12 protein-coding genes are annotated in these 13,009 nt (G+C 67.1%); 6 read left to right on the forward strand and 6 right to left on the reverse strand.

Annotated features, from left to right (window positions below):
* Nucleotides 1-166: 166 nt before the first annotated feature.
* Nucleotides 167-721 carry a dCTP deaminase gene (gene dcd / locus HRV97_RS03770; RefSeq protein WP_174192313.1) on the reverse strand — a complete coding sequence of 185 codons (555 nt, stop codon included), beginning with the start codon at nucleotides 719-721 and terminating at the stop codon, nucleotides 167-169.
* A 74-nt stretch (nucleotides 722-795) separates the two neighbouring features.
* Here dcd and HRV97_RS17340 point away from each other — a divergent pair, with 74 nt between their 5' ends.
* Nucleotides 796-963, forward strand: coding sequence for a hypothetical protein (locus tag HRV97_RS17340; RefSeq protein ID WP_246248498.1), 168 nt, complete (start codon nucleotides 796-798; stop codon nucleotides 961-963).
* Entirely contained in the window at nucleotides 960-1,253 is a 294-nt protein-coding gene (locus HRV97_RS03775; RefSeq protein WP_343044420.1) for an NUDIX domain-containing protein, read from the forward strand. Before HRV97_RS17340 ends, HRV97_RS03775 begins: the two co-directional genes overlap by 4 nt.
* A 121-nt stretch (nucleotides 1,254-1,374) precedes the next feature.
* On the opposite strand, the gene HRV97_RS03780 is transcribed toward HRV97_RS03775, so the two are convergent.
* The 5 genes from HRV97_RS03780 to HRV97_RS03800 form a co-directional block, all read right to left on the reverse strand.
* A complete protein-coding gene (locus tag HRV97_RS03780) occupies nucleotides 1,375-2,664 on the reverse strand; it encodes a sensor histidine kinase (protein ID WP_174192709.1) in 1,290 nt (429 codons plus the stop codon).
* Nucleotides 2,665-2,705: 41 nt separating this feature from the next.
* Nucleotides 2,706-3,425, reverse strand: a complete 720-nt coding sequence (locus HRV97_RS03785) for a response regulator (RefSeq protein ID WP_174192711.1) — start codon at nucleotides 3,423-3,425, stop codon at nucleotides 2,706-2,708.
* Between the two features lie 78 nt (nucleotides 3,426-3,503).
* Nucleotides 3,504-4,094, reverse strand: a complete 591-nt coding sequence (locus HRV97_RS03790; RefSeq protein WP_174192314.1) for a hypothetical protein — start codon at nucleotides 4,092-4,094, stop codon at nucleotides 3,504-3,506.
* Between the two features lie 160 nt (nucleotides 4,095-4,254).
* Nucleotides 4,255-5,040 carry an acyl-CoA thioesterase gene (locus HRV97_RS03795; RefSeq protein ID WP_174192315.1) on the reverse strand — a complete coding sequence of 262 codons (786 nt, stop codon included), beginning with the start codon at nucleotides 5,038-5,040 and terminating at the stop codon, nucleotides 4,255-4,257.
* Complete coding sequence (locus HRV97_RS03800) at nucleotides 5,037-6,578, reverse strand: class I adenylate-forming enzyme family protein (protein ID WP_174192316.1); 1,542 nt, start codon at nucleotides 6,576-6,578, stop codon at nucleotides 5,037-5,039. The genes HRV97_RS03795 and HRV97_RS03800 overlap by 4 nt, the downstream gene beginning before the upstream one ends.
* Nucleotides 6,579-6,648: 70 nt before the next feature.
* On the opposite strand from HRV97_RS03800, the gene HRV97_RS03805 reads away from it, so the two are divergent.
* From HRV97_RS03805 to HRV97_RS03820, 4 genes are all read left to right on the forward strand, one after another.
* A complete protein-coding gene (locus HRV97_RS03805) occupies nucleotides 6,649-7,437 on the forward strand; it encodes an SDR family NAD(P)-dependent oxidoreductase (protein ID WP_174192317.1) in 789 nt (262 codons plus the stop codon).
* Between the two features lie 88 nt (nucleotides 7,438-7,525).
* The gene (locus HRV97_RS03810; protein ID WP_174192713.1) at nucleotides 7,526-8,746 is read left to right on the forward strand and encodes an acyl-CoA dehydrogenase family protein; all 1,221 of its coding nucleotides are present in this window, start codon (nucleotides 7,526-7,528) and stop codon (nucleotides 8,744-8,746) included.
* 141 nt (nucleotides 8,747-8,887) lie between these two features.
* Nucleotides 8,888-9,952 carry an acyl-CoA dehydrogenase family protein gene (locus HRV97_RS03815; RefSeq protein WP_174192318.1) on the forward strand — a complete coding sequence of 355 codons (1,065 nt, stop codon included), beginning with the start codon at nucleotides 8,888-8,890 and terminating at the stop codon, nucleotides 9,950-9,952.
* A gap of 136 nt (nucleotides 9,953-10,088) precedes the next feature.
* On the forward strand, nucleotides 10,089-12,932 hold the full coding sequence (locus HRV97_RS03820) for a TonB-dependent receptor (RefSeq protein ID WP_174192319.1): 2,844 nt from the start codon (nucleotides 10,089-10,091) through the stop codon (nucleotides 12,930-12,932).
* Nucleotides 12,933-13,009 lie beyond the last annotated feature (77 nt).

The following is a 13,009-nucleotide window of genomic DNA, read 5'->3' on the forward strand; positions in this document are numbered from 1 at the left end:
ATCCGCGAATCGGGGGGCGCCATCGCATGGAGGCAGCGCCACTCACATCTGATCGCGACTTTGTACGGGAGGTGAGAGGCTGGATACCCGTCTTATGCGGACGCGTCCGTCTATCTGATGCTTCTTATAGCATCGCGCCGATCGGCCGCGCTTGCCGATCCGCAGCTTACAACCGCGGCAACGTCACGCCGCGTTGCCCCATATATTTGCCTGCACGGTCGGCGTAACTGACCTCGCAGGGTTCCTCGCCTTTGAGGAATAGGAATTGGCACGCGCCCTCGTTGGCATAGACCTTGGCGGGCAGCGGCGTCGTGTTCGAGAACTCCAAAGTGACATGACCCTCCCAGCCGGGCTCGAGCGGGGTCACGTTGACGATGATCCCACAGCGCGCATAGGTCGACTTGCCGAGGCAGATCACCAGCACGTCGCGCGGCACACGGAAATATTCCACCGTCCGCGCCAGTGCGAAGCTGTTCGGCGGAATGATGCACACGTCGGTCTTGCGATCGACGAAGCTGTTGTGCGCGAAGTCCTTGGGGTCAACGATGGCATTGTCGACGTTGGTGAAGATCTTGAATTCATCCGCCACGCGCGCGTCATAGCCGTAGGATGACAGGCCGTAGCTGATGCACGACTCGCGCCGCTGCGCCTCGACGAACGGCTCGATCATGCCATCGGCGAGCGCGCGCTCGCGAATCCAGCGGTCGGATTGAATGGACATGGCGGCACCCCTTAAGATGATCGCCCTGTCGCGTGGTTGCGCGTTCGAGGCAAGGGCGGCAAGCGGAGCCACACGTGCGGTCGTTGATTGATTTCGCTTATGCCGTCCGGCGTCGCGCACTCGCGCTGCTGCGGATGGAGACGCATGGCGTCGAGGTGCTGGGCCATGATGCTTCTGGCCGGGTGCTGCTGGTTCGGCTCGCTATGGGGCGCAGCGATGGAGGCTGTCGGGCGGCGGGGTGAAGCACGGCGAAGCGCCGATCGATGCGGCATGGCGTGAGCTCTGCGAGGAGACGGGACTGCGTGCCGCGGAGCCGAGCCTGTTCGCGCGTTACCGATCGATGGCGGAAGGTCGCCGCGACACGATCGACCTCTTCGTTGCCAAGGGAGCGGGTGAGCCGATCGCCGACGGTGTTGAACTCGCGACCGCACGCTTCTTCGCGCCGGGCGATCTGCCCAACGATCTGTCACCCGCGACGAAGCGGCGATTGGCAGAGTGGCGCGGCGAACGTGCAGCCGACGCCTGCTGGTAGGCGGGCTCTGGGCTCATGCCGAGCGCTGCGACCGGATGCGAGAACGGCACGGAAGCGGCAGCCATAACCTGCCGAGTCGATCAGCCTGGATCGTCGTCGCCTCTTGGTGTGCCGCGCTCGCTCATCGTCCGCGCGGCAGCTTGATCTCCGCGCAGAGCCCGCCGCCGTCGCGATTGCTAAGCGCGATCTGCCCGCCGGCTTCCTCAACGATAGCGCGTGCGAGCGCGAGGCCGAGCCCGATCCCACCCGTCTCGCGATTGCGCGACGTCTCCAGCCGGGTGAACGGCACGAACACGTCGGCGAGCCGGTCGGGCGGGATGCCGGGGCCGCGATCGCCGACCGAGATCACCACCGCATCCGCGCTCGGCCGCAGCGTCACCGTGGCGCCATCGGCGTATTTGATCGCATTCTCGATCAAGTTGCGGATCGCGCGGCGGATCAGCGAGGGGCGGAGGCGGATACGCAGCCGCTCGGCTTCCTCGAACGTCACGTCGGCGCCGAGATCGCGGAAATCCTCCACCACCGCGTCGACCAGCGCAGCGAGATCGACTTCGGTCACCGGCTCGCTGGGCCGGCCGAGCCGTGCAAGCGAGAGGATGTCGTCGAGCGTGCGGTTCATTTCCGCGATCGTGTCGGCCATGCGCGCGCGGTCCTGCTCGTCCTCGACCGACTCAATCCGGACGCGGAGCGCCGCCAGTGGCGTGCGCAGGTCGTGCCCGATCGCGCCGAGCATGCGGTCCTTTTCATCCAGCATCGCGGTGACGCGCAACCGCAGGTCGTTGAACGCGGCGGTCACCGCGCGCACGTCGGACGGGCCATCCTCGGGGATCGGGGTGGGGGAGATGCTCGGATCGAAGTCGTCGGCAGCGGCTGCGAGCGCGCGCAAGGGTCGCGAGATGCGGCGCGCGATCCACAACACCGCCGTCAGCATGATGACGTACAGGATCAGCGTCTGCGCGAACAAGCGCCAGAAGATGTAGCCGCCGCCGCCCGGCCAGGGTGCTACGACGGTGAGCCAACCGCGCCCCGGCTGCTCGACCGCGATGAGCAGGCTCTGCCCGTCGCGACCCAGCCGCCGGTCTCGTGCGTCGGGGTTAGCGGGCGGGGGTTGCAGCCCGGTGTCGATCCGGCCGACGCGCAGGCCGAGCTCTTTCAGCTGGTCGCGCAACTCGCTCGATACTTCGGGATGGCGCGGCAGCGCGGGGGCGATCGGGTTCGCGCCGACGCGCCGCACGCGACCGCGCTCGGGGCTGAGCGTGCGCCCCGCCTGCTCGCGTTCGAGCGCGTCGGCGATGCGCGTCGCGACCGGCCGTGTCGCCTGGGCGAGGCGAAAGTTGGCGCGGTCGCGCAGCACCAAAGTAAAGTTGATCGCCTGCGCGACGAACAGCGCGATCGCGACCAGCAGCGCCATCTGCCCCGCCAGGCTCTGCGGCCAGCCGAGGCGCGCGCGCGTCACAGCCTCGTCACCTCGGCCGACAGCGCGTAGCCGCCGCCCCACACCGTCTTGATGAGTTCAGGATTGCGTGGGTCGGGCTCGATCTTCTTGCGCAACCGGCTGACCTGATTGTCGATCGCGCGGTCGAAGGCGGCCGCCTCGCGCCCTTGCGTCAGATCGAGCAACTGGTCGCGCGTCAACACCTGTCGCGGGCGCTGCACCAGCGCGAGCAGCAGGTTATACTCGCCCGTCGACAGCGCGACCGACACGCCCTCGCGGTCGACCAGCGCGCGCTCGCCCGTCTTCAGCACCCAGCCGGCAAAGGCGTAGGCACCCGCATCGGGTGCGTGCTGCCGCGTGCCGCCGCCGGCGGTGCGACGGAGCACCACCTTGATGCGCGCGGCGAGTTCGCGCGGGGAAAAGGGCTTTACCACGTAATCGTCGGCGCCCATCTCCAGCCCGACGATGCGATCGGTTTCCTCGCTGCGCGCGGTCAGCAGGATGACGGGCGTCTCGCTCGTCTCGCGGATGTGGCGGCACAGCGACAGACCGTCCTCGCCCGGCATCATGATGTCGAGGATGACGAGATCGATCGCATAGGCGGCGATACGCGCGCGCGCGGCCTCCGCCTCGCCGACCTGGGTGACGCGGAAACCCTGCTTGGTGAGATATTGTGCCAGCGGCTCGCGGATCGAACGCTCATCGTCGACCAGCAGAAGGTGGGGGGTGTCGGCCATGATGTCGGCGTCTGACATGATTTGCGCCTCCAGTGAAAGGCGAACGTGCCGGGTCGCGCTGACGCGCCCGGCATGCGCTCAGCGCTGCTCGTCGCCAGGCAATGAGCCGCGGCGATCGCCGTCGCCCGCCCCGGCAAAGCGCGCGCGCATCAGCAGCCGCATCGCCTCGATCTCCTGCGCATCGACGCGGCCATCATGGTTAGTGTCGGCGCGATCGAACATGCGGAGCGCGCGCTCGCGGGCCTGTTCGCGCGTCTGCGGGCGCATCGCGCGGCGCGGATGATCGCCGCGGGTGTCCGATGGCGGAGGCGAGTCGGCCGTGCCGGTCGGGGGAGGCGGCGGGACCATCCCGTCCGCACCAGGCGAGGGCGGTCCGCGGCGCGCGTCACGCGCGGCACGCTCCTCGTCGCGGCTGACCTTGCCGTCGCGGTCGCTGTCGCGCGCGGCGAAGCGGCGGTCGGCGTCGGCGATCACTTCGTCGCGCGTGACAATGCCGTCGTTGTTCGCGTCGGCGCGCATCAGCCAGCCGCCGCGCATGCCACCGCCGCGTGGCTCGGGTGGCGCATCGCGGGTCGGCGCCGGCGGCGTGGTCTGCGCGATGGCGGGCACACCCGCGCCCGCGGTCAGCGCGGTCGCACCGAGCAGGGCGGCGAGCACAAATCTGTTCATCGATGATCCCTCGAACACGGACGCGGCCATTCCTCGCCCGTGTTGGTCATCTAGCCGCGGCCTGTCGCGTGACTGTGTCCGCCGCGGGTGCATTTGTCGCGAATTGTATCGTCGGGAATGATGTGACTCGAGACTGGGTCGCCGAAGACGGCGTGAGACCTCACCCGAACAGCGCCACCGACTGCATCTGCTCGGCCACCATTTCTCCATCGGCGTTCCAGATGCCCATCTGCTGCGACGAGGATCCGGCACGCGCGTAATCGGCGTTCGCACGCAGCAGCCACCAGCCGTCGCGCGTCGTGGGCGCGGGGCCTAGAACGTTGAGCATCCATGTCATCGAACTGAGCGGCACGTTGCGGCCCAGCAACCGCAGGGCCGCGGGCGGCAGGCAGTCACCGATCGCGATCAACTCGACCATCGGGTCGAGCCCGTCGCGCTCGACCAATCGGGTCCAGCGCAGCCACTCGGCCGGTCGCAACGCGGTCGCGTCGCGTTGGTCGAGGAACTCGAAATTCTGCGAAAAGGCGACATTCGGATTGCCGTTGAAGGTGCGGTCGCCGGGCGCCGGGCAGGCGAAGTCAGGAGTTTCGGTTGCGCGATGATCGACCGCGCTCTCGATCGCGCGCATGAACACGAAGGTGCAGCGCAGCCCCAGCCCCGCCTCGCTCGCGACATCGGCCTGAACGAAGGCGGCGTTCTTGCCGCGACGCAGCAGGTGGACGCTGACCGTGATCGGCCCCGACAACGGCCCGATGAAGCTGACCTGTGCCGAGCGCAGCGGCGGCAGGTCGTCCTGCGATTGCAGCGCGCAGTGAAGCGCAACCGCTGCGGAGAGGCCGCCGTAAGCGGTGCGCCCCTGCAGCCAATTGTCGGGGATCGTGCCGCGCCAGACGTTTGCCTCATCGCTCGGCTCCAGCCCGCCCAGCACCTGTTGCAACGTCGTCATGCGAACTCCCCCGCGATGAGCCGATCGCGCAGCTCGCGCTTCAACACCTTGCCGATCGCGCTCCGCGGCAGCTCGTCGGCCTGGTAGAGCGCCGACAATCGCTGCGTCTTGCCGAGGCGTTCGTTGACCTCGGCGAGCACCTCGCCGGTGCCGGCAGTGGCGCCCTCGCGTGGCACGTAGAAGCCGACCGGTGTCTCGCCCCATTGCTCCGATGCGACGCCGACCACGGTGCAGTCGGCGACCGCGGGATGCTCGGCCAGCACCGCCTCGATGTCGGACGGAAAGATGTTGAACCCGCCCGAAATAATCATGTCCTTCTTGCGGTCGGTCAGGATCAGGAAGCCGTCCGCGTCGAAGCGGCCGACGTCGCCGTGGCGGATGAAGCGGGCTCCTTCTGGCGAGATCCACGTCGCGTCGGCGGTTGCCTGTTCGCGGCCGTGATAGCCGTTCATCATCGCGCCCGACCGCCCGACGATCTCGCCCATCTCGCCCGCGGGCACCTCGCGACCGTCGTCGTCGATCAGGCGCACTTCGTGGCCGGGCAGCGGGCGACCGACGGTGTGGAGCTTGTCGCGGTGCTCGGTGGCATTCAGCGCGCAACTCGCGCCGCCCTCGGTCATGCCATAGTATTCGACCAGCAGCCCCGGCCAGCGCGCCACCACGTCGCGCTTCAACTCGGGCTTGAACGGCGCGGAGGTGCACGTTTTGAAGCGGAACGACGACAGGTCGAAATCGTCGAAGTCGGGAAGCGCCATGATCCGCTGATATTGGACCGGGACCAGCATCGTGTGCGTCGCGCGATATTCGGCGGCGAGTTCGAGGTAGAGCCTCGCCTCGAACTTCTTCATCAACACGACACTGCCGCCCCAGCCTAGCGTCGGCAGGAAACTGACCAAGGTCGTGTTCGAGTAGAGCGGCGTCGCGATCAGCGTCACCGCGGTGTCGAACCCCGCGGCCGTGTTGCGCGACAGATGCTGCCAGCGCATCGCGTGGCTCTGCACGATGCCCTTGGGCACGCCGGTCGTGCCCGACGAGTAGATGATGTTGAATCCATCGCTCGGGTGCACCGCGACCGGTGTTGGCGCCGCTCCCTCGGGCGCGAGCCACGCTTCCAGGTCGTCCAGCATCACGACCTCGGCGGGCACGTCCTGCCCGATCAGCGCGTCGGCGTTGGCGGCGTCCAGGAACACGACCTTGGCGCCGCTGTCGGCGATCATGCCCGCGATCTGCGCAGGTGTCGCCGATGGCTGGATCGGTGCCGCGACGGAACCGGCGCGCAGCGCACCCAGGAACACGACCGCCTGCGCGACGCTGGGGTAGGAGACCGAGGCGACCGCCTGACCGGCGCGCGTGCCGCCTTTCTGCAACGCCGCTGCCACCCGGTCCATCAGTCGATCTAGCTCGGCATAGCTGACGCGCGCCGTCTCGTCGGCGATCGCCAGCTTGTCCGGTCGCTGCTGCGCGTGAACCCGGATCAAGTCGGCCAGGGTGCCGAAATCCTCGGCGAGCAGGGCGGCGATGTCGGTGGGGGCGTCCATGCCCGCGATTGCTAGGCGAACGCGTTCGTCAATGCCATACGCGTTCTTCGAAAAACCAGCGGAGACGGACATGATGCAAGGTGCGGTGGCGATCGTGACGGGCGGCGGCACGGGGATCGGGGCGGCGACGGTCAGGCGGCTGGCAGCGCGCGGGGTGTCGTGCGTGATCAACTATTCCTCAAGCCGCGACGATGCCGAAGCACTCGCCGCGCAGGTCGGGCAGCGCGCCATTGCGATACAGGCTGACATCGTCGACGACGCCGCCTGTCGCCGCCTTGTCGCGGCGGCGATCGAGGCGTTCGGGCGCGTCGACTTCCTGGTGAACAATGCCGGGCGCACGAAGTTTGCCGCGCACGAGGATCTCGACGCGCTCGATGCCGCCGACTTCGTCGACATCTACCAGTTGAACGTCATTGCCGCGTTCCAGATGATCCGCGCCGCTGCACCCGCCTTGCGTGAGAGCCCGTTCGGTGCGGTGGTCAACGTCGCCAGCGTCGCGGGCGTGTTCGGTATCGGCTCCTCGGTCGCTTACGCCGCCGCTAAAGGCGCATTGGTCACCATGACCAAGAGCTTGGCGCGCGTCCTCGCGCCCGCGATCCGCGTCAATGCGGTGGCGCCAGGCTATGTCGGGACCGGCTGGTTCGAGAAGCGGCTGGGCGAGGAAGGCTTCGCCAAGCTCAACGCCAGGATCGCCGCCGCGACGCCGATGGCGCTCGCCACCGGCCCCGACGAAGTCGCAGCACCGATCGCGCTGCTGCTCGACCCCGCCATGCGCGCGATCACCGGCGAGGTGATGCTGGTGGATGCGGGCGCGCACCTAGACGTCGGGCTTAGCCGGCGACCCGGACGCGAGAACTGATCGGGGAAGCGCTTCACCCTTTGCAGCGCCGCACGATTATGGCATGAGCATCGCCATACCGTTTATTCAGAACGTGGAGACTGACGCGATGGCGACTGCCGCCGAACAGACCCGTCCCGCCGGCGCGGCCGACGACTTCCGCCAGGAAGTGCGCGGCTGGATCGAGGCCAACTTCCCCGCATCGCTGCGCGGCACCGACAATGGCATGTCCGCGCTCGAAGGGCCGAGCGACGAAAACGCCGACCAGCGTCAATGGCGCGAGGCGATGGGCGACAAGGGTTGGGGCGTGCCGACTTGGCCCAAGGAATATGGCGGCGGCGGGCTCGATCGCGCGCAGGCGCGGATCGTGCAGGAGGAGCTGGCGCGCGCCGGTGCCTACAACCCGATCGGCGGCATGGGCGTGATGATGTTCGGGCCCACGTTGCTCGAATATGGCACCGAGGAGCAGAAGCAGCAGCATATACCCGGCATCGTCCGCGGCGAGGTGCGCTGGTGCCAGGGTTATTCGGAACCGGGCGCGGGTTCGGACCTAGCCAGCTTGCAGACCTTCGCTGAGGATCATGGTGATCACTATATCGTCAACGGGCAGAAGACCTGGACGAGCGGTGGCCAATGGGCCGACAAATGCTTCGCGCTGGTTCGCACCGACAAGACGCAGAAGCATGCCGGCATCAGCTTCCTGCTGATCGACATGGACGCCGAAGGGGTTGAGACCAAGCCGATCCGCCTGATCAGCGGCCAGTCGCCGTTCTGCGAGACGTTCTTCACCAACGTGCGCGTGCCCAAAGAGAATTTGGTCGGGCAGGAGGGGCAGGGCTGGACCATCGGCACGCGCCTGCTCCAGCACGAGCGCAACTCGCTGTCGGGCGGCAGCGGTTCGGCGAGCAGGATGAACGCGGGCAAGACCGTGCCCGACATTGCCAAAAAATATCGCGGCACCGATGCCGAAGGCCGCATCGCCGACGCCGACCTGCGCACCCGCATCGTCAAGCACGAGATGGACCAGCGCGCGTTCGCGCTGACGCTGCGCCGCGCCGCGCTGGAGGCGAAGGGCAATGCCGGGCCGTCCGCCGCGACCTCGATCATGAAGAACGTCGGCGCGCGCATCACGCAGGATCGCGCCGAGCTCAACATCGAAATCATGGGTATGCAGGGACTGGGCTGGGAAGGCGAAGGCTTCAGCGAGGAAGAGCTGACGCAGACCCGTTCCTGGCTGTGGGGCAAGGCGGTGTCGATCTACGGCGGCTCGTCCGAGATCCAGAACAACATCGTGGCCAAGCGCATCCTGGGGATGCTCGACCACCAGTAATCACGAGGTAGGTGCGGCGGCATCGTATCGCCGCGCCCGGAGAGGGCTGGGTCGAGGAAGCGGACGCGACAGAACGTCCCTTCCTCCCCGGCTTGGCTCCTTCATCCACCATCGCCGCGACCGCTATCGAGGACACGACACATGGCCGCTTTGAACGACGAACAGGTGATGTTGCGCGATATGGCGCGCGAATGGGCCGACAATGAGAGCCCGGTCACCGCCTTTCGTAAATTGCGCGACGCCGCGCCTGCGACCGGCTTCGATCCCGAGGCGTGGAGCGCGATCGGCCAGATGGGCTGGGCCGGCGTCGTCGTTCCCGAGGAGTTCGGCGGGTCTGCGTTCGGCTATCTCTCGCTCGGCCTCGTCGTCGAGCAGCTCGGGCGCAACCTTGCCGCCTCTCCGCTGTCGTCGACCGCGGTGGCGGCGAGCGCGATCGTGATGGGCTCGTCCGACGCCGCCAAGCAGGAATGGCTGCCCAAGCTCGCCAGCGGCGAGGCCATCGCCACGCTCGCGATCGATGAAGGCGCGACGCATAGCCTCGACGTGCAGACAACGGTCGACGCGGGCAAGCTGACCGGCACCAAAGCGTTTGTCGCGGAAGGCGACGGCGCCGACGTGTTCGTGGTCGCCGCGCAGGACGGCTTGTACCTGGTTGCGAAGGGTGACGGCGTCACTGTCTCGCCGCGCGTAATGGCCGACGGACGTAGCCACGCCGAGGTGCGCTTCGACGGCGCGGCGGCGGAGAAGCTGGGTGGACCCGAGTTCACCGCGCAGGTCGCCGATCGTGCCGCCGCGATCACGGCCGCCGAAATGCTTGGCATGGCCGACAGCGCGTTCCACCAGACGCTCGATTACCTCAAGCAGCGCGTGCAGTTCGGTCAGGTGCTGTCCACCTTCCAGGCGCTCCAGCATCGCATGGCGAAGATGCTGACGGAAATCGAGCTGATGCGCTCCACGGTCGAAGGCGCGCTGGAGGCGATCGACGCCGGTCGCTCCGACGTCGACCAGGCGGTGAGCCTGGCCAAGGCCACCGCGGGCGAGGCGCTGCGCCTTGTCAGCCGCGAGATGGTGCAATTGTTCGGCGGCGTCGGCATGACCGACGAATATGATGCCGGCCTGTACCTGAAACGCGCCGCGGTGCTGGAGGTGATGTGGGGCAACGCCGCGCATCATCGTGACCGTTTCGCGCGGTTGAACGGTTACTGATAATCTCCATCAAGCACTCGGTACGCAATAAAAGGACATATAGCAGGGAAACTGTCTTGATCTGATCGGCCCGATCCGGTTTACTCGAACATACGGTACGGAGCGCACAACCGCCCGGCCGACAGGAGAGGATCAGATGGCAAGGCATATGCTGTTGTCCGCGTGCGCGGTCGCCGCCTTTATCGCCGCCGGCAGTGCCGGCGCGCAAACCACCACGCCGGACGGTGCTGCCGAGGCGGCACCGGTCCAGTCGACCAGCAACGTCGATTCCACCCCCGCCGACATCGTCGTCACCGCACAGGGCCGCGCGCAGGTGCTGGCCGACGTGCCGGTCGCGATCTCGGCGGTGAACGCCGAGAGCCTCGCGCTGTCTGGCGCGAACGACATCCGCCAGCTGAACCAGCTCGCGCCGTCGCTGCTGGTGTCCTCCACCGGATCGGAGGCGAACGGTTCGCCACGCATTCGCGGCATCGGCACGGTGGGCGACAATCCGGGTCTGGAAAGCTCGGTCGTCGTATTCATCGATGGCGTGTACCGCTCACGCTCGGGCATCGGCCTCAACGAACTGGGTGAGATCGACCGGATCGAGGTGCTGCGCGGCCCGCAGGGCACGCTTGGCGGGCGCAACTCCTCGGCCGGTCTGATCAGCATCATCAGCGTGAAGCCGAGCTTCACCTTCGGCGCGAACGGCGAGGCGACCTACGGCAATTACGACTTCGTGCGTCTGGCCGGCGGTGTGACCGGCCCGATTGCGGGCGACACGCTCGCCGCGCGGCTCGACGGCGTCTACGTCAAGCGCGACGGTTTCTACCGCGACACGAACAACGATCGCCGCATCAACGACCGCGACCGTTATTTCCTGCGCGGGCAATTGCTGTTCGAGCCGACCAGCGACATCTCGCTGCGGTTGATCGGCGATTACACCAAGCGCAAGGAAGCATGCTGCGCCGCGACCTACGTCGACCGGACGGTCAATCCATACATCGGCAATCTGAACGAGCCTGCCACACCGCTCGCCACCAACCTTGCTGGCGGCAACAACATCGTCAACGTGCTGCGCGACCTGGGTCAGAACCTGGGCGCGTTCAACCAGGGCTACAGCCGGAACGTGTCGGTGTCGCGCGGTCGCGGATACGACGGCGAGACGCAGGACTACGGCTTCTCGGGCCAGCTCGATTGGAAGTTCGGCGACACCAACCTGACGTCGATCACCGCCTACCGCGACTATTACAACGAGCAGGGCAGCGACACCGACTACGGCACTGTCGACATCCTCTACAACGCCAATGACGGCAACAACCGCCGCCAGTTCAAGACCTTTACCCAGGAAGTGCGGCTGAACGGCAGCCTGTTCAACGACAAGCTCGACTGGCTGATCGGCGGCTTCTACGTCAACGAGAAGTTCCGCGGCAAAAGCAACCTGCGGTTCGGTTCGCAATATGGGCGTTTCGCGACCTGCCGCATCATTTCGGGTGGCGGTCTCGCCGCGCTTTACGCGCCGAACAGCGCCGGTTGCGTCGCACCCGGCGTCGGACCCGCTACGCTCGCCGCCGCGGGTGGGGCGGATGTCGCCGCGGGTTTCCTGACGCTCGACGGCATCAACGATCGCGGATCGACGATCGATCGCTACAACCAGAACATGGAAAGCTTCGCCGCTTTCACGCACAACATCATCCACGTCACCTCGAACATCGATCTGACGCTGGGCCTGCGCTACACCACCGAGAAGAAGCGCTTCTCCGCGACGTTCGGCAACGACAACACCGGCTGCGTCGCCTTGCAGCAGACGCTGACCGATGAGGCGAACATCACCGCGGCGCAGATCGCGGCGGCACCCGGGCTCGCCACGCGCCGCGCACTGGCGCAAGCGCTGATCGGGCTCGGCTGTCAGGGCAATTCCACCGCCGAGCTGAACGGCGTCAGCATCCGCGATCGCCGTTCGGAAGATCAGTTCACCGGCACCGGAATCCTGTCGTGGAAGCCGATCGACGACCTGCTCGTCTACGGCAGCTACTCGCGCGGCTATAAGGCGGGCGGGTTCAACTTCGACCGTTCCGCGCTCAAGGCGCCGCTGCAACCCGCCAACGGCCAGATCACGACCAGCTTCGCATCGCTCGGCGGCGCGCAGGCACTGGTGGGCGGGCTCCAGTTCGAGCCCGAGAAGGTCAACGCCTTCGAGATCGGCGCCAAATACGCGACCGGCCCGTTCTCGCTGTCGATCGCCGGCTTCCGGCAGGAGTTCAGCAGCTTCCAGCTCAACACCTTCGACGGCACCGTGTTCATCGTGCAGAACGTCAACGGGTGCACCAGCAGCCTGAACGGCGCCGACCGCGACCAGAGCACCTTCGCGACCGCACCCAACTTCAACGCTGCCGCCGCCGCCTCGGGTGCCTGCGCGCGCGACGACGTCGGCTACGGCGTCGTGTCGCAGGGTGTCGAGTTGGAAGCGACGCTGGTGCCCGCGCGCGATTTCCGCTTCACCGCGGGCTTCACCTATGCCGACACCAAGTTCCGCAACAATCTGGTCGGCTCGAACAGCGGCGCGCCGCTCAACCAGGCGTTGCGCAAGCTGCCGGGCGACAATCTGTCGAACGCGCCGCAGGCGGTGGTCACCGCTTCGGCGGCATGGACGCCCGACCTCGGCAGCACCGGCTGGTCGCTGCTGTTCTACGGCGACACCCGCCTGACCGGCGACTACAACACCGGCTCCGACCTGTTCCCGCAAAAGGAGCAGGACGGGTTCGCGCTGGTCAACGCGCGCGTCGGCTTCCGTGCGCCCAACAACCGCATCTCGGTCGAGCTGTGGGCGCAGAACCTGCTCAACAAGGATTACGCGCAGGTCGCCTTCAACTCGCCGTTCCAGCAGGGCGCGAACACCGCCACCTTCCAGGATCCGATCTATCCGGGCGGGCGCCAGTTGTTCTCGCAATTCCTGGCCGAGCCGCGCACCTACGGCGTGACCCTGCGCGGTCGTTTCTGATCGCGTAATCGTGACTTCGCGGCGTCGCACAACTCCCGTGCGGCGCCGCGCTTCGTTGTTGATTAGTCGCTTATCTC

The organism is Sphingomonas hominis, assembly GCF_013328205.1.
In the GTDB taxonomy this organism is placed as follows: domain Bacteria; phylum Pseudomonadota; class Alphaproteobacteria; order Sphingomonadales; family Sphingomonadaceae; genus Sphingomonas; species Sphingomonas hominis.